This window comes from Enterobacter cloacae complex sp. P2B, assembly GCF_014895985.1.
Taxonomy (GTDB): domain Bacteria; phylum Pseudomonadota; class Gammaproteobacteria; order Enterobacterales; family Enterobacteriaceae; genus Enterobacter; species Enterobacter bugandensis.
Map to the genome: position 1 here is coordinate 76,601 of NZ_JADBQQ010000003.1, position 14,374 is coordinate 90,974.

Consider the following 14,374-nt stretch of genomic DNA (forward strand, 5'->3'; position numbering starts at 1 on the left):
TCATCTTTGGAATACGCACACTCCGTGCGCAGGCCCGTGCCAGACAGCCATTACTACCGGATTATCCGCTCCGGCAAAGGGGGGAACAGCTCGCCACTCCCCGTCAGGTAAAACAATCTCTGCGACGTCGTCCGTCGCGTTCAGCGTCACCAGCCACTTATCCGAAAGCAGGATTTGCAGGCAGGTGATGCCGTGTTGCCACTCTTGCGCGCTCAACGGCTGCGCGTCTTTATTCAGCCAGCTAACGTTGCCGTCGCCCTCTTCCCACCAGCTGTCGGCGGTAAGGGCGGGGATCTGCTGGCGAAGGTGGATCAGCGCCGCGGTGAAATGGGTCAACCCGCTGTTCGCCTCCCCCCAGTCGAGCCAGGTTAAGGTATTGTCCTGGCAATAGGCGTTGTTATTGCCGTGCTGGCTGTGGCCGTGCTCGTCGCCCGCCAGCAGCATCGGCGTGCCCTGAGACAGCAAAAGCGTCGTCAGCAGCGCATGAACGCTGGCGCGTCGCCGCTCGATCACATCCAGACTTCCGCCTAACCCTTCTATACCATGATTGAAGCTATGGTTATTGTTAGTGCCATCGCGATTCTCTTCGCCGTTGGCCTCATTGTGTTTCTGATTGAAACAAACGCAGTCGCGCAGCGTAAAACCGTCATGCGCCGTCACCAGGTTGATGGTGGCCGACGGACGTTTTCCGTCGCGCTTAAAGAGATCGCTGGAGCCGGCAAAGCGTCCGGCGAACTCGCCCAGCGGCAAATCGCGCGCCAGCCAGAAGCGGCGGATGGCATCGCGGTAGTGGTCGTTCCACTCGGCAAACAGCGGCGGGAAGTTCCCCACCTGATAACCGCCTTCACCGATGTCCCACGGCTCTGCGATGAGCTTCACCGTTGAGAGCACCGGGCAGTTTTTTATCGCCTCAAACAGCGGTGCCTGCTGGCTAAATGCTGGGGTGCGCCCCATCACCGGCGCCAGGTCGAAACGAAAACCGTCCACGTGGAACGTCTCTACCCAGTATTTCAGGCATTCGTACGCGTAATGCGTAACGGCAGGATGGCTGAGGTTGAGGGTGTTACCGCACCCGGTCCAGTTCTCGTAATCGCCATCTTCCCTGATCCAATAATAGCTACGGTTATCGATTCCGCGCTGTGAGAGCGTCGGGCCGTCAAGATCGCTTTCCGCACTGTGGTTCAGCACCACGTCCAGAATGACCTCAATGCCCGCGGCGTGGAGTGCCTTCACCGCGTCGCGAAACTCGTCCCGCGCTTTCTCCGGATGCACCGCGTAGCGCGGGTCGAGAGCGAACATCGCCAGCGGGTTGTAGCCCCAGTAGTTGCTTAACCCAAGACGCTGAAGACGCGGCTCGCTGGCGAAATGCGCCACCGGAAGCAGCTCCAGCGCGGTGATGCCCAAATACTTCAGGTAAGCGACCATGGTCGGATGCCCCAGCGCTTTGTAGGTGCCGCGCATCTCTTTGGGGATCGACGGGTGCAGGTAGGTCAGCCCTTTGACGTGCGCTTCATAGATGACGGTGTTACCCCACGGCGTGCGCGGCGGGGCATCGTCCTCCCAGTCGTAGAGATCGTGCACCACCGCGCTTTTCGGCGCGACGGGCGCGCTGTCGCGGTGGTCCGGTTCGCCGTAGCCGACGTGGAACAGTGGGTCGTCTTTAAACTCGCCGTCCACGCGGCGCGCGCACGGGTCAATCAGCAGCTTCGCCGGGTTAAACCAGTGCCCCTGAGAAGGCTCCCACGGGCCGTGTACGCGAAAACCGTAGTGCATTCCCGGACGCCCGCCGGACAGGTAACCGTGCCAGATGTCTCCCGTGCGGGACGGTAAATCGTAACGGTGCTCGTTACCCTCCCCGTCAAACACGCAGAGCTCCACCCGCTCCGCGTGAGCAGAAAAGAGCGTGAAGTTCACCCCCTTTCCGTCAAAACTCGCGCCGAGCGGTTCGGGTTTACCTGCCGTAAGCTGCGTCATTCTCCCTCCCGCATCAGCCAGATGGTGCCAAGCGGCGGCAGCATCAGGCTCAGGGAGTTTGGACGCCCGTGGCTTTCAATCGCATCGCTCTGCACCAGCCCGCCGTTACCGGCGTTACTGCCGTGGTAATGCATGGAGTCGGTATTCAGGATCTCGCGCCATTTGCCCGGCTGGTTAATGCCGAAGCGGTAGTGTTCGCGCGGCACCGGCGTGAAGTTGCTGGCGACGATAATCTCGTTGCCCGCTTTATCGCGACGTACAAAGACAAACACCGAGCGCTCGTGGTCGTCCACCACCAGCCACTCAAAGCCGTACGGGTCGAAGTCCAGCTCGTGCAGCGCTTTATGGTGGCGGTAGGTCAGGTTCAGGTCGCGCACCAGACGCTGTACGCCGTGGTGCCAGTTGTCGCCGCCCTCCAGCAGATGCCAGTCGAGGCTGGTGTCGTGGTTCCACTCGCGACCCTGGGCGAACTCATTGCCCATAAACAGTAGCTTTTTGCCCGGGAAGGCAAACATCCAGCCGTAGTAGGCGCGCAGGTTGGCAAACTTCTGCCACGCGTCGCCCGGCATGCGGTCGAGAATGGATTTTTTGCCGTGCACCACTTCATCGTGCGACAGCGGCAGCATGAAGTTTTCGGTGTAGTTGTAGAGCAGCCCGAAGGTGAGCTTATCGTGGTGATACTGACGATAAACCGGGTCGAGCTTCATGTAGTCGAGCGTATCGTGCATCCAGCCCAGGTTCCACTTGTACCAGAACCCCAGGCCGCCTGATGACGGAGGGCGGGAGACGCCCGCAAAGTCCGTCGACTCTTCCGCCATGGTCACGGCGCCTTCCACCTGCTCGCCAATGATGCGGTTGGTGTTGCGCAGAAATTCAATCGCTTCGAGGTTTTCACGGCCGCCATACTCGTTCGGGATCCACTCTCCCTCTTTGCGGCTGTAGTCGCGGTAGATCATCGAGGCCACCGCATCCACGCGCAGGGCATCAATGCCGAAGCGTTCGATCCAGTACAGCGCATTCCCCACCAGGTAATTCGACACTTCACGGCGACCGTAGTTGTAGATCAGCGTGTTCCAGTCCTGGTGATAACCTTCGCGCGGGTCGCTGTGCTCGTACAGCTTCGTGCCGTCGAACTCTGCCAGCGCAAAATCGTCCGACGGGAAATGGCCCGGCACCCAGTCGAGGATCACGTTCAGCCCGGCGGCGTGCGCAGCATCAATGAAATAACGGAAATCATCGCGCGTGCCGAAGCGCCGCGTGGGCGCATACAGCCCGGTGGGCTGATAGCCCCAGCTGCCGTCGAACGGGTGCTCGTTAACCGGCAGCAGTTCGAGGTGGGTAAAGCCCATCCATTTGGCGTACGGCACCAGCTGGTCGGCGAGCTCCCGGTAGCTGAGCCAGAAGTTGTTGTCCGTGTGGCGGCGCCAGGAGCCGAGATGCACTTCGTAAACGGAGATCGGCGCATCAAAGCGGTTGGCCTGCTTGCGCTCCTCGGTCTGGACGACTTTCTCCGGCAGGCCGCAGATCAGCGATGCGGTATCCGGGCGCATCTGCGCCTCAAAGGCGTACGGGTCGGCTTTAATGCGTAGCTTGCCGTGCGCGTCGATCATCTCAAATTTGTAGAGCTGGCCATTATGCGCCCCGGGGATAAACAGCTCCCAGATGCCCGTCTCACGGCGCAGGCGCATCGGGTGGCGGCGACCGTCCCAGTAGTTGAACTGCCCAACGACGGAAACGCGCTGGGCGTTTGGCGCCCATACGGCAAAGCGCGTGCCGGTGATACCGTCCATGGTATCCGCATGGGCACCCAGCGTTTCGTAGGGGCGTAAATGGGTCCCTTCGGACAGCAGCCAGGCATCCATCTCTTTTAAGAGCGGCCCAAAGCTGTAGGGATCGTCAATCAGGTTTTGCTGGCCGTGCCAGATAACGGCAAGCTGATAGCGAAAGGGGTTTTTACGGCGGGGCATGACGCCCGAGAAGAAGCCGCGCGAGTCGAGGCATTCCAGATTACCCACCTTGCGGCCGGTTTTGGGTTCGATAACCCACACTTCTGTCGCATCCGGCAACAGCGCCCGAACTTCCAGTCCGGCCTCTGTACGGTGCATCCCTAGCACAGAAAAGGGGTCGGCAAAATGACCCGCAATAAGCGCATTAATCACGTCTCTCGAAATACGATCGGACATGGTATTCATCCTGTTTTTTTATGTCGCCCTTTTTACGCGCTCCGGGACGACTTTTAATGTGACCTAAACGGTGCAGTTGATCCTCTCTGCTCCGCCCTACCCTCAGGTGAGAAATAAATCTTCCTTAAAGCATAGCCAACGTCGTGGTTCCTCCTGATAAAAAATAAGACATCTGCGTTTTACTCCATGTAGTACGCAAAAAAAGGGGGTGACAATCACCCCCCGTGTTTAACAAATTATTACGCCAGCTGGCGCAGCATGCGGCGCAGCGGCTCGGCGGCCCCCCACAGGAGCTGGTCGCCGACGGTGAACGCGGAGAGATACTCCGGCCCCATGTTCAGCTTGCGCAGGCGGCCAACCGGCGTGGTCAGCGTGCCGGTAACGGCAGCCGGGGTCAGTTCACGCATGGTGATATCGCGATCGTTTGGTACCACTTTCGCCCACGGGTTGTGCGCGGCCAGCAGCTCTTCCACGGTCGGAATAGACACATCTTTTTTCAGTTTAATGGTGAAGGCCTGGCTGTGGCAGCGCAGCGCGCCGATACGCACGCACAGACCGTCAACCGGAATGGTATTCGCGGTGGCGAGAATTTTGTTGGTCTCCGCCTGGCCCTTCCACTCTTCGCGGGTCTGGCCGTTATCCAGCTGTTTGTCGATCCACGGGATCAGACCGCCGGCCAGCGGTACGCCGAAGTTATCCACCGGCAGCTCGCCGCTGCGGGTCAGCTGAGTGACTTTGCGCTCGATGTCGAGGATGGCGGACGCCGGGTTTGCCAGCTCGGTCGCGACGCTTTGGTGCAGCTGGCCCATCTGGGTCAGCAGCTCGCGCATGTGTCGCGCGCCGCCGCCGGACGCGGCCTGGTAGGTCGCCACGGAGACCCACTCCACCAGGTCCTGCGCGAACAGGCCGCCGAGTGACATCAGCATCAGGCTGACGGTGCAGTTACCGCCAACAAAGGTTTTCACGCCGTTGTTCAGGCCGTCGGTGATGACGTCCTGGTTAACCGGGTCGAGAATAATGATGGCATCGTCTTTCATGCGCAGTGAAGAGGCCGCGTCAATCCAGTAGCCCTGCCAGCCGCTTTCACGCAGCTTTGGATAGATTTCGTTGGTATAATCGCCGCCCTGGCAGGTCACAATAATGTCGAGTGCCTTCAGCGCTTCCAGATCGTAAGCGTCCTGCAACGTGCCTGTGGTACCACCAAAGGACGGAGCAGCCTGGCCGAGCTGGGAAGTGGAGAAGAAGACCGGGCGGATAGCGTCGAAATCGCGCTCTTCAACCATGCGTTGCATGAGTACAGAGCCGACCATACCGCGCCAGCCGATGAAACCAACGTTTTTCATAGCATTTTTTTCCTGCTGAGGGTGTGTGCTGATTGTGCAAGCCAGTATTGAACTGGGATATGCTTCACATTACAAAATGCAGCCAAAGTCGCAAGCGAAATTAATCGATGATTGCCCGGCAATCAGAAATACAGCTAATTATCATAATAACCATAGAGAGTTTCAGGGATAATTTACATGAGTGAAATCATTTCAGCAGCGGTTTTATTGATCCTGATAATGGATCCACTGGGCAACCTGCCCATCTTCATGTCGGTGCTGAAGCACACCGAGCCGAAGCGCCGCCGGGCGATCATGATCCGCGAGCTGCTTATTGCCCTGCTGGTGATGTTTATCTTCCTGTTTGCCGGTGAAAAAATCCTCGCGTTCCTGAACCTGCGCGCCGAAACGGTCTCCATTTCCGGCGGGATTATTCTGTTCCTGATTGCCATTAAGATGATCTTCCCGAGCGCCGAAGGCAGCAGCAGCGGCCTGCCCGCGGGCGAAGAGCCGTTTATTGTGCCGCTGGCGATTCCCCTCGTCGCGGGGCCAACCATTCTGGCGACGCTGATGCTGCTGTCGCATCAGTATCCGAATCAGATGAGCCATCTGGTCATTGCCCTGCTGATTGCCTGGGGCGGAACGTTTATTATCCTGCTGCAGTCGTCGCTGTTCCTGCGCCTGCTGGGTGAGAAAGGGGTGAACGCGCTGGAGCGTCTGATGGGGCTGATTCTGGTAATGATGGCGACGCAGATGTTCCTGGACGGCATCCGGGCGTGGATGAAAGGATGACTTTCTCCCTCTCCCCGTGGGAGAGGGCATCAGGCCGCAGAGGACAACCCACCTACCCCTTACGAATCAAATACCGGTACGGCAGCGCCTCGGTCTGCTGCGCCACCAGCTCATGCTCCATAAAGGTACAAAAACCGGGAATATCGCGCGTGGTGGCCGGATCGTCGGCAATAATCAGCAGCGTTTCACCGGTCTGCATGTTACGCACGGTCTTACGTACCATCATTACCGGCTCCGGGCAGCGAAGGCCCTGGGCATCAAGGGTGTGGTCTGGGCTGGAAAACAGGTCGGTCATGATCTTCTCGGTCAGATAAAAACGGCAGTAGTTTACGCCCCGGCGCGGGCAATGCAAACCAGGTTAACGATTGCGCAAAAACTAACCATTGCAAAGTCCAGCCAAAGCAGTATCATGCTGCGGTTTTTATTGGGTTCCCTCACCCCAACGTATAAAAAGGTCACAATATGACGCAGTTCTCTGAATCACAGCGCGTAAAAGCGTTGTTCTGGCTTTCGCTTTTCCATTTGCTGGTGATCACCTCCAGCAACTACCTGGTGCAGCTCCCGATCTCCATTTTTGGTTTTCATACCACCTGGGGCGCGTTCAGCTTTCCGTTTATTTTCCTCGCCACCGATCTGACCGTGCGTATCTTCGGCGCACCGCTGGCACGCCGCATTATCTTTGCGGTCATGCTTCCGGCGCTGTTCATCTCGTACGTGATCTCCTCCCTGTTTTACATGGGAAGCTGGCAGGGCTTTGAGGCGCTGACACACTTCAACCTGTTTGTCGCCCGTATCGCCGCGGCAAGCTTTATGGCCTACGCGCTGGGGCAGATCCTCGACGTGCACGTGTTTAACCGCCTGCGTCAGAATCACCGCTGGTGGATGGCGCCGACCGCGTCCACGCTGTTCGGCAACGTGAGCGATACGCTGGCCTTCTTCTTCATCGCCTTCTGGCGCAGCCCGGATGCCTTTATGGCCGAGCACTGGATGGAGATCGCGCTGGTGGACTACTGCTTCAAGGTGCTCATCAGCATTGTTTTCTTCCTGCCGATGTACGGCGTGCTGCTGAATATGCTGCTGAAAAGGCTGGCAGATAAATCTGAAATCACGGCATTGCAGGCTGGTTAAGGGTTCGCTTTATCAGTTGTGATAAGATGGGTGAATGAGCCGCTATGGCCGTTTATCGAAAGGAAGAAGTCAATGCGCAATCTGGTTAAATATGTCGGGATTGGCCTGCTGGTTGTGGGTCTTGCAGCCTGTGATAACAGCGACACGAAAACGCCTGCTCAGGGCGCATCCGCAGAAAGCAACGCGACCGGTCAGCCGGTGAATCTGATGGATGGCAAACTCAGTTTCTCTCTGCCAGCCGATATGACTGACCAGAGCGGCAAGCTGGGCACCCAGGCGAATAACATGCACGTTTACTCCGACGCAACCGGCCAGAAAGCGGTCATTGTGATTGTGGGCGACGACACCAGCGAAGACCTGGCCGTCCTGTCCAAACGTCTGGAAGATCAGCAGCGCGGCCGCGACCCGCAGCTGCAGGTCGTGACCAATAAATCCATCGAGCTGAAAGGCCATAAGCTGCAGCAGCTGGACAGCATCATCTCCGCAAAAGGCCAGACCGCCTGGTCTTCTGTGGTGCTGGGCAAGGTTGATAACAAACTGCTGACCCTGCAGATCACCCTGCCAGCGGAAGATCAGCAGAAAGCGCAGACGGCTGCTGAAAACATCATTAACACCATCGTGATCCAGTAACCCTTCACGACGATGACGTGGCCTCCGGTGCCTGCACCGGGGGCCATTTTTTTAGCCGCCACGTCAGCAGCAGGGCAATTATCACCAGACCCGCCGCGGCAAGATAGATCACCGGTACCCCCGCCCAGGCCATCACCAGCCCCGCCAGCGGCCCGGTTATGCCTAAAGACATATCCATAAATACCGTATAGGTCGCCAGCGCCGCCCCCTGGTTCTGCTGCGGCACCGCTTTAACCGCCACCACGCCCAGTGCCGGGAAGACCAGCGAGAAACCGGCTCCCGCCAGGAAGACGCCAATTTTCGCCATCCAGGGCGCGCTGGCGATGCCGGTTAACAGCAGCCCGACAATCTCTACCGTAAAGCAGATCATCGCCACGTTCAGCCCGCCCAGACGGTTGATACCGTTCGGGAAAAGCAGGCGTGCGCCAACAAACGCACCGCTGAAGAGGGTTAACGCAAAGGCCGCGCCCTCCCAGCCTTTGGCGTCATAAAACAGGGTAATGAAGGTCGCAATGACGCCGAAGCCGGTGGTCGCCAGGGCCAGCGCCATGCCGTACGGCCAGACGCGCCCCAGCACGGCCCGAAACGGCAGCGGCTTGCCCTTGCTGGCCTTCACCTTCGGGCGCGGCAGCGCAAACAGTATCGCCACAAGCGCGACCGCTATAATGGTCAGCGACAGTCCATACAGACCGCCAAAGGCGTAACAGGCCACGCCAAGCGGCGCGCCGAGCGCCATCGCCCCGTAGGTGACGATCCCGTTCCACGAGATAACCCGGCCAATGTGTGGTGCACCGACAACCCCCACACCCCATAGCGTCGAGCCGGTTCCTGCCAGGCTTTGCCCAATCCCGAGAATGACGCGGCCCAGGCAAAGCAGCGCCAGGCTGACCAGTGGCCAGTGGCTGGTAGCGGCAGCCAGCAGGTAGCTCAGACCACTGAGGAAACAGCCGCACAATCCCACTACCACAATGCTTTTGGGACCGAACAGGTCGGCGTAGCGCCCGGCGTGCGGGCGGCTAAGGAGCGTGGCGAAATACTGCAGGCTGATGACCAGCCCCGCCCAGAACGCGCTAAAACCCATCACGTCATGGACGTAGCCCGGCAGAACCGCCAGCGGCAGGCCGATCGTTAAATAGCTGGCAAAGTTGAAGATAACGACGGAAACAATGCGCAGATTGAGGCGCAATCCGCTCAGCGCCGGTTCGGCGGCAGGTTCTGGCATGGGGTTCTACCTGAATTTTTTGCAACAGTGTTTCACTATTACCACGGAGCAATAAGAAAATCAGCCCCGACTTTCAGATTATCGGTGCCAGACGAAGCGGCCCTAAGGCACTACACTTATCGGGTCATCTTATTAAGGAACGCGCATGTTAGCTCCCCAGCCCGATAAAGCAGGACTCCACATCTTATTAAAACTCGCCTGTCTGGTGGTTATCCTTGCGGGTATACATGCTGCCGCTGACATTATCGTCCAGCTCCTGCTGGCGCTCTTTTTTGCCATTGTCCTCAATCCGCTGGTGACCTGGTTTTTACGCCGGGGCGTGAGCCGCCCGGTGGCCATCACCATCGTGGTTATCGTGATGCTGATTGGCCTGACGGCGCTCTTCGGCGTACTGGCGGCATCGCTGAGCGAATTCTCCACCATGTTGCCGCAGTACAATAAAGAGCTGACGCGTAAAATCGTCGCGCTGCAGGAGATGATGCCCTTTCTTAACCTGCATATTTCGCCAGAACGGATGCTGCGCAGAATGGATTCCGAGAAGGTCATGACTTACGCTACCACGCTGATGACCGGTCTTTCCGGCGCGATGGCCAGCATACTGCTGCTGGTCATGACGGTGGTGTTTATGCTGTTCGAAGTGCGCCATGTTCCGTATAAGCTGCGCTTTGCTTTAAATAACCCGCAAATACACATTGCCGGCCTACACCGCGCCTTAAAGGGCGTCTCCAAATATCTGGCGCTGAAAACGCTGCTGAGCGTCTGGACCGGGATTATTGTCTGGCTGGGGCTGATGCTGATGGATGTTCAGTTCGCGCTGATGTGGGGGGTGCTGGCGTTTCTGCTGAACTACGTGCCGAATATTGGCGCGGTGCTTTCCGCCGTGCCGCCGATGATTCAGGCGTTTCTGTTTAACGGTTTCTACGAATGTATGCTGGTCGGAGCGCTGTTCCTCGTCGTGCATATGGTGCTGGGCAATATTCTTGAACCGCGCATGATGGGGCACCGGCTGGGCATGTCGACGCTGGTGGTGTTTTTATCCTTGCTGATTTGGGGATGGCTGCTGGGCCCTGTCGGCATGCTGCTGTCGGTCCCGCTGACCAGCGTATGTAAAATCTGGATGGAAACCACCAAAGGGGGCAGCAAGCTGGCGATCCTGCTTGGGCCGGGGCGGCCGAAAAGCCGGTTGCCGGGGTAACGTATCTGTCTGTGTAAACGGGTTTATACCGTCAAATACCGCGACGCTCACCGTCGCGGTATTTTTATTTGCGTTAAGGCTTATTTCTTCCGTTTTTTATCAACTCACCCAGATTTCGCTTAAATGCAACACCCCCTTAATGCAAATTAAAAAAAACGGAATGATTAATTATTTTGCGTGATATTATACCCCGCCTTAGCGACGACGTAATGTAAACATTAATATTGATTAAAAACACACCTGACTTAATCCCTAAGCCTGGTGATGCTTATTTGTAAAAAACACTACCTTTAATTGTTATTATTGATATGGAGTTGTTGATGAAAAAGCTCGTTAAATGGTGCACTGCCGCCGTATTCGTTGGCGCACTGGCTGGCTGTGCGCGTACCGCCCCTATCGCTCAGGTTCACTCTGTCGTGAGCGCGGGTCATACTGCCGATCAGGTGAAAACAGCCATTTTGAAAGCAGGCCAGAAGCGTGACTGGATCATGACGGAAGCGGGCCCGGGCGTGATTAAGGGCCGTCTGCAGGCACGCGATCACTCGGTCCAGGTGCGTATTCCCTACTCTGCGACAAGTTATTCAATTAATTACGAAAGCAGCCTGAACCTGAAAGCGGCAGACGGTAAAATTCACAAAAATTATAACCGCTGGGTGAACAACCTCGACCATGATATTCAGCTGAACCTTTCTGCGGGTGCCGCGCTGTAATATTTTTCTAAAGTCGGGCCGGACATGGCCCGATAACCTCATTTCTTACCCTGAAAGGTTACGCAACAATGTACGAAAAGGACACGCTCAGCGCGCTGGATGCCATTACCGAAGCGCAACGCATCGCTTTTGCGCCGATGTTATTTCAGACCGCGCTTTGTCTGCGTAACTCGGGCGTTCTCGCCTGGCTCGATAAACAGGGTAATAAGGGGGCGAGCCTCGACGAAATAACCGAAAACAGTACCCTGAGCAGTTATGCCGTCAGCGTATTGTTAGACATGGGATTAAGCGGGCGGATAATTACTTATAAAGAAGGTCGTTATTTCCTGGCGAAAGTGGGCCATTTCTTACTCCACGATCCCATGACCCGCGTTAATATGGATTTCACGCAGGACGTCTGTTACCAGGGGTTATTTCATCTGGCCGATGCCCTGCAGAAAGAAAAACCGACTGGATTATCCGTGTTTGGCGACTGGCCAACCATCTATCCGGCTTTATCCCAGCTTCCTGCCCCGGCAAAAGAGAGCTGGTTTGCCTTCGATCATTACTATTCCGACGCCGCTTTTGACGCTGCGTTGCCATATATATTCGCAAGCTCGCCGACAAAATTGTACGATGTGGGCGGAAATACAGGTAAATGGTCGTTACGCTGCTGCCGCTATGACGACAATGTTGCCGTGACGATCCTCGATCTCCCGCAGCAGATAGCGCTGGCGCAGGAAAACATCGAAAAAGCAGGTTTTTCTCATCGTATTGGATTCCATGCTGTCGATATGCTTAGTCCGTCGGCATTGCCGGGAGATGCCGACGTCTGGTGGATGAGCCAGTTCCTCGACTGTTTCTCTCCGGATCAGATTGTCGCCATGCTGACGCGCGTCGCAGAGGTCATGAAGCCTGGCGCACGGTTGTGCATCATGGAGCTTTTCTGGGATGCCCAGAAATATGAAGCGGCGGCTTTCAGCCTGAATGCCACCTCGCTCTATTTCACCTGTATGGCGAATGGCAATAGCCGGTTTTACAGCGTAGAGAAGTTTTATCACTACCTGGAAAGGGCGGGCTTCAGCATAGCACAGCGGCTGGATAACCTTGGGGTAGGTCATACCCTGTTAATTTGCACCAAACGTGAACAATAGCGCAGCCTGGCTGCCCTTTGAATACGGTATTCCGCGGACGCGCGTAGATGAAATTTTCACTGAACATTATTGACTGGCAGGCAAGAGCGCCAGGACTAAGCGATGCCGCAGAGTGGCAGGCGTGGTCGCGCCTGCAGTCGACCATCGACCCGACGGCTCCTCTACCCCGCCTGACCGCGTTACCCATGATGACCGCGCGCCGCCTTAACTCAGGCAGTAAGCTGGCGGTGGATATTGGTCTTGCCATGCTGCAAAGCCACGCCATAGACGCCGTCGTCTATTCCAGCCGCCACGGCGAGCTGGAGCGCAATTACCGTATTCTGCATACGCTGGCGACCGGGCAGGCCGTCTCGCCTACCGACTTCGCCATGTCCGTGCACAATTCCGCGGTGGGCAATCTCACGATCGCCGCTCGTCAGCCTGTTGTCTCATCATCCATTTCCGCCGGGCTGGACACCTTCCAGCAGGCCCTGTGTGAAGTGCTGAGCCTGCTGCATGCGGGCTACTCCCGCGTCCTGCTGGTGGATTTTGACGGCGCGCTGCCGGAATTTTACCATCCGGCGTTACCGCCGCAGATGCCTACCTGGCCGTACGCGGTGGCGCTGGTGGTTGAAGCCGGCAGCGAATGGCAGTGCGAAACCCGCAGCGGCAGCACGGGCGAGGAAGCCGCCCTGCCGCAAAGCCTGATGTTCCTGCAACGCTATCTCCGCGAGGAACGGCAGTTTGTGGTGCCCGGCGAACGTTTGCTGTGGCAGTGGGCGCGCCAATGAACCGCCTGACCGCCCGGATCAACTGGCTATGGCGTCTGGTCATGACCGGATTCTGCTTCGTGCTGTTTGGCGCGGGCGGGCTGCTGTTGTCGCTGGTCTGGTTCAACCTGCTGCTGATTGCCCAGCGCGATCGCGCCAAACGCCGTCGCCTGGCGCGCCGCAGCATCGCGGCCAGCTTCCGCTTCTTCTTAACCGTTGCCCGCGGCACCGGGGTGCTGGACTATCGCATCCACAATCTTGATGCTCTGCGCGGCGATCGGGGCTGCCTGGTGGTGGCTAACCACCCTACGTTAATTGACTACGTGATTCTGGCGTCGGTAATGCCCGAAACCGACTGTCTGGTGAAAAGCGCGCTGCTGCGCAATCCGTTTGTCAGCGGCGTTATCCGCGCGGCAGATTATCTGATTAACAGCGAAGCCGAGCCCCTGCTCACCGCCAGCCAGCAGCGTCTGGCCCAGGGCGACACGCTGTTAATCTTCCCGGAAGGGACGCGTACCCGCCCAGGTGAGGCGATGTCCCTCCAGCGTGGCGCGGCAAATATCGCCGTGCGCTGCGGCAGCGATCTGCGGATCGTACTCATCCACTGCAGCGAGCACCTGCTGGATAAAAAAAGCCGCTGGTATGATGTACCGCCCGCAAAACCTGTCTTTACCGTCGATGTGCGCGATCGCGTGAACATCGACGAATTTTACGATGCAAGGCAACAAGAACCGGCACTGGCGGCAAGGCAGTTAAACCGGCACCTGCAGCATCGATTAACATCAGGCCTTCAATCTTTGTCAGGAATTAATGATGCAAGCGCTTTATCTTGAAATTAAGAATCTCATTATCACCACGCTGAATCTGGACGAGCTTACCGCAGAGGATATTGATACCGATGCCGCGCTGTTTGGCGACGGGCTGGGTCTCGACTCTATCGACGCGCTGGAGCTGGGTCTGGCGGTGAAAAACCAGTATGGCGTGGTGCTTTCTGCCGAAAGCGAAGAGATGCGCCAGCACTTCTTTTCCGTCGCCACCCTGGCGTCCTTTATCCACGCCCAACGCGCCTGAGATGTGAACTATGACCGAACAAGAAACCATTTATCAGGAAGTCTGCGGCCTTCTGACCAAACTCTTTGAAATCGACCCGCAGGACATTACGCCCGAAGCCCGTCTTTACGAAGATCTGGAGCTGGACAGCATTGACGCGGTGGACATGATTGTCCATCTGCAGAAGAAAACCGGTAAGAAAATCAAGCCGGAAACCTTCAAATCGGTTCGTACCGTTCAGGATGTGGTAGACGCCGTCGAACAGCTGCTGCGCGAAGAGTAAGAC

15 protein-coding genes are annotated in these 14,374 nt (G+C 57.3%); 10 read left to right on the forward strand and 5 right to left on the reverse strand.

Annotation, left to right across the window (positions count from 1 at the left end; translation table 11 throughout):
• The 3 genes from glgX to asd all read right to left on the reverse strand — a co-directional run bounded on the left by glgX (nt 1) and on the right by asd (nt 5,500).
• Nucleotides 1-1,974: a glycogen debranching protein GlgX gene (gene glgX, locus IM313_RS02295; RefSeq protein ID WP_192971946.1), complete on the reverse strand. Its 1,974-nt coding sequence runs from the start codon at nt 1,972-1,974 to the stop codon at nt 1-3.
• Complete coding sequence (gene glgB / locus IM313_RS02300) at nt 1,971-4,157, reverse strand: 1,4-alpha-glucan branching enzyme (protein ID WP_192971947.1); 2,187 nt, start codon at nt 4,155-4,157, stop codon at nt 1,971-1,973. The genes glgX and glgB overlap by 4 nt, the downstream gene beginning before the upstream one ends.
• Nucleotides 4,158-4,396: 239 nt before the next feature.
• The gene (asd, locus tag IM313_RS02305; protein ID WP_022649649.1) at nt 4,397-5,500 is read right to left on the reverse strand and encodes an aspartate-semialdehyde dehydrogenase; all 1,104 of its coding nucleotides are present in this window, start codon (nt 5,498-5,500) and stop codon (nt 4,397-4,399) included.
• Between the two features lie 177 nt (nt 5,501-5,677).
• Here asd and yhgN point away from each other — a divergent pair, with 177 nt between their 5' ends.
• Nucleotides 5,678-6,271, forward strand: a complete 594-nt coding sequence (gene yhgN / locus IM313_RS02310; RefSeq protein ID WP_003861574.1) for an NAAT family transporter YhgN — start codon at nt 5,678-5,680, stop codon at nt 6,269-6,271.
• A gap of 52 nt (nt 6,272-6,323) precedes the next feature.
• Here the strand turns inward: yhgN and tusA are convergent, their stop codons facing one another.
• On the reverse strand, nt 6,324-6,566 hold the full coding sequence (tusA, locus tag IM313_RS02315) for a sulfurtransferase TusA (protein ID WP_008503071.1): 243 nt from the start codon (nt 6,564-6,566) through the stop codon (nt 6,324-6,326).
• A 167-nt stretch (nt 6,567-6,733) separates the two neighbouring features.
• On the opposite strand from tusA, the gene IM313_RS02320 reads away from it, so the two are divergent.
• Together IM313_RS02320 and IM313_RS02325 are read left to right on the forward strand one after the other, a co-directional pair.
• Nucleotides 6,734-7,399 carry a 7-cyano-7-deazaguanine/7-aminomethyl-7-deazaguanine transporter gene (locus tag IM313_RS02320; RefSeq protein WP_028014693.1) on the forward strand — a complete coding sequence of 222 codons (666 nt, stop codon included), beginning with the start codon at nt 6,734-6,736 and terminating at the stop codon, nt 7,397-7,399.
• Nucleotides 7,400-7,471: 72 nt separating this feature from the next.
• The gene (locus tag IM313_RS02325; protein WP_028014694.1) at nt 7,472-8,029 is read left to right on the forward strand and encodes a DcrB family lipoprotein; all 558 of its coding nucleotides are present in this window, start codon (nt 7,472-7,474) and stop codon (nt 8,027-8,029) included.
• A 4-nt stretch (nt 8,030-8,033) separates the two neighbouring features.
• Here IM313_RS02325 and IM313_RS02330 read toward each other — a convergent pair whose 3' ends face one another.
• Nucleotides 8,034-9,251 (reverse strand): MFS transporter, encoded by a 1,218-nt coding sequence (locus IM313_RS02330; RefSeq protein ID WP_041911894.1) that lies wholly within the window; start codon nt 9,249-9,251, stop codon nt 8,034-8,036.
• Nucleotides 9,252-9,396: 145 nt separating this feature from the next.
• Here IM313_RS02330 and IM313_RS02335 point away from each other — a divergent pair, with 145 nt between their 5' ends.
• The 7 genes from IM313_RS02335 (at nt 9,397) to IM313_RS02365 (ending at nt 14,371) form a co-directional block, all read left to right on the forward strand.
• Nucleotides 9,397-10,446 carry an AI-2E family transporter gene (locus IM313_RS02335; RefSeq protein ID WP_041911893.1) on the forward strand — a complete coding sequence of 350 codons (1,050 nt, stop codon included), beginning with the start codon at nt 9,397-9,399 and terminating at the stop codon, nt 10,444-10,446.
• Nucleotides 10,447-10,766: 320 nt separating this feature from the next.
• Entirely contained in the window at nt 10,767-11,156 is a 390-nt protein-coding gene (locus IM313_RS02340; RefSeq protein WP_028014697.1) for a hypothetical protein, read from the forward strand.
• A gap of 68 nt (nt 11,157-11,224) precedes the next feature.
• A complete protein-coding gene (locus IM313_RS02345; protein WP_048998999.1) occupies nt 11,225-12,289 on the forward strand; it encodes a class I SAM-dependent methyltransferase in 1,065 nt (354 codons plus the stop codon).
• A 47-nt stretch (nt 12,290-12,336) separates the two neighbouring features.
• A complete protein-coding gene (locus IM313_RS02350; RefSeq protein WP_045259378.1) occupies nt 12,337-13,059 on the forward strand; it encodes a beta-ketoacyl synthase chain length factor in 723 nt (240 codons plus the stop codon).
• Entirely contained in the window at nt 13,056-13,871 is an 816-nt protein-coding gene (locus tag IM313_RS02355) for a 1-acyl-sn-glycerol-3-phosphate acyltransferase (protein ID WP_192971948.1), read from the forward strand. The genes IM313_RS02350 and IM313_RS02355 overlap by 4 nt, the downstream gene beginning before the upstream one ends.
• A complete protein-coding gene (locus IM313_RS02360; RefSeq protein WP_028014701.1) occupies nt 13,852-14,109 on the forward strand; it encodes a phosphopantetheine-binding protein in 258 nt (85 codons plus the stop codon). The genes IM313_RS02355 and IM313_RS02360 overlap by 20 nt, the downstream gene beginning before the upstream one ends.
• A gap of 10 nt (nt 14,110-14,119) precedes the next feature.
• Nucleotides 14,120-14,371, forward strand: a complete 252-nt coding sequence (locus tag IM313_RS02365; RefSeq protein ID WP_024908875.1) for an acyl carrier protein — start codon at nt 14,120-14,122, stop codon at nt 14,369-14,371.
• Nucleotides 14,372-14,374: the final 3 nt, after the last annotated feature.

Bases quoted from the DNA above. Each gene is read 5' to 3' on its own strand.
- glgX (WP_192971946.1), bottom strand. From the start codon at position 1,974: ATGACGCAGCTTACGGCAGGTAAACCCGAACCGCTCGGCGCGAGTTTT.
- glgB (WP_192971947.1), bottom strand. From the start codon at position 4,157: ATGTCCGATCGTATTTCGAGAGACGTGATTAATGCGCTTATTGCGGGT.
- asd (WP_022649649.1), bottom strand. From the start codon at position 5,500: ATGAAAAACGTTGGTTTCATCGGCTGGCGCGGTATGGTCGGCTCTGTA.
- yhgN (WP_003861574.1), top strand. From the start codon at position 5,678: ATGAGTGAAATCATTTCAGCAGCGGTTTTATTGATCCTGATAATGGAT.
- tusA (WP_008503071.1), bottom strand. From the start codon at position 6,566: ATGACCGACCTGTTTTCCAGCCCAGACCACACCCTTGATGCCCAGGGC.
- IM313_RS02320 (WP_028014693.1), top strand. From the start codon at position 6,734: ATGACGCAGTTCTCTGAATCACAGCGCGTAAAAGCGTTGTTCTGGCTT.
- IM313_RS02325 (WP_028014694.1), top strand. From the start codon at position 7,472: ATGCGCAATCTGGTTAAATATGTCGGGATTGGCCTGCTGGTTGTGGGT.
- IM313_RS02330 (WP_041911894.1), bottom strand. From the start codon at position 9,251: ATGCCAGAACCTGCCGCCGAACCGGCGCTGAGCGGATTGCGCCTCAAT.
- IM313_RS02335 (WP_041911893.1), top strand. From the start codon at position 9,397: ATGTTAGCTCCCCAGCCCGATAAAGCAGGACTCCACATCTTATTAAAA.
- IM313_RS02340 (WP_028014697.1), top strand. From the start codon at position 10,767: ATGAAAAAGCTCGTTAAATGGTGCACTGCCGCCGTATTCGTTGGCGCA.
- IM313_RS02345 (WP_048998999.1), top strand. From the start codon at position 11,225: ATGTACGAAAAGGACACGCTCAGCGCGCTGGATGCCATTACCGAAGCG.
- IM313_RS02350 (WP_045259378.1), top strand. From the start codon at position 12,337: ATGAAATTTTCACTGAACATTATTGACTGGCAGGCAAGAGCGCCAGGA.
- IM313_RS02355 (WP_192971948.1), top strand. From the start codon at position 13,056: ATGAACCGCCTGACCGCCCGGATCAACTGGCTATGGCGTCTGGTCATG.
- IM313_RS02360 (WP_028014701.1), top strand. From the start codon at position 13,852: ATGCAAGCGCTTTATCTTGAAATTAAGAATCTCATTATCACCACGCTG.
- IM313_RS02365 (WP_024908875.1), top strand. From the start codon at position 14,120: ATGACCGAACAAGAAACCATTTATCAGGAAGTCTGCGGCCTTCTGACC.